Source organism: Campylobacter concisus, assembly GCF_002913545.1.
GTDB lineage: Bacteria > Campylobacterota > Campylobacteria > Campylobacterales > Campylobacteraceae > Campylobacter_A > Campylobacter_A concisus_AV.
On sequence record NZ_PPBR01000059.1, the window covers coordinates 1 to 619 of the forward strand.

General features: G+C 43.3%; 1 pseudogene. It reads right to left on the minus strand.

Features of this window, described 5'->3' with window-relative positions:
• Positions 1-619: pseudogene (locus tag CYP05_RS03720) on the minus strand (Sec-dependent nitrous-oxide reductase); the annotation flags it as partial.

A 619-nucleotide genomic window follows, 5' to 3' on the forward strand; every position in this document is an offset into this window, starting at 1 on the left:
AGTTTTTCTTGTCTTGTGCAAGTTTTTCTAAAATTTGCCAGTTATAAACATGTAAGAAGTCGGTGTCGTTTCTACTAGCGCCTGCCTCAAATGGAGGAAGACCTTTTTCGATACCACCTGTATACATCTCAGTGTTTATTGAGTTTGTAAAGCCCCAGCCGTAGCTCTCGCCCTTACCAGCGTCGCTTAGGTCTTGCCAATATGGAGGAAGCTCAAGAGAGAAAGATGCTTTCTCGTCGATCTTGCCTTTTGGATAGTCAAATTTCCAAAATGTCACAGCGCCTCTATAAACGGCTTCGTAGTCGTCCATTGAGTGGTAGTTGTCATCAAGTGGAGCTGCGTACTGGCTAGCTTCGATGACATACTCGCTGTTTGGAGTGATGAAGCTACCGCCGTGCTCACTCTTCATGATAGGGTTTACGACCATTTGAGTTGTCTCAAAGTCTTTTAAATTTATAACAGCGATCCTTGGGTTTGCCTTGTCGTTGATAAATAGATAATCGCCAACATACTCACCATTTTTCTCAGTGAAATTTGGGTGGTGTGTATCGCCCCAAGTTATCTCTTTGCCCCTGATGTTGCCTTGTTTTAAAACAGCTTTTGACTCATTGTCATAGCC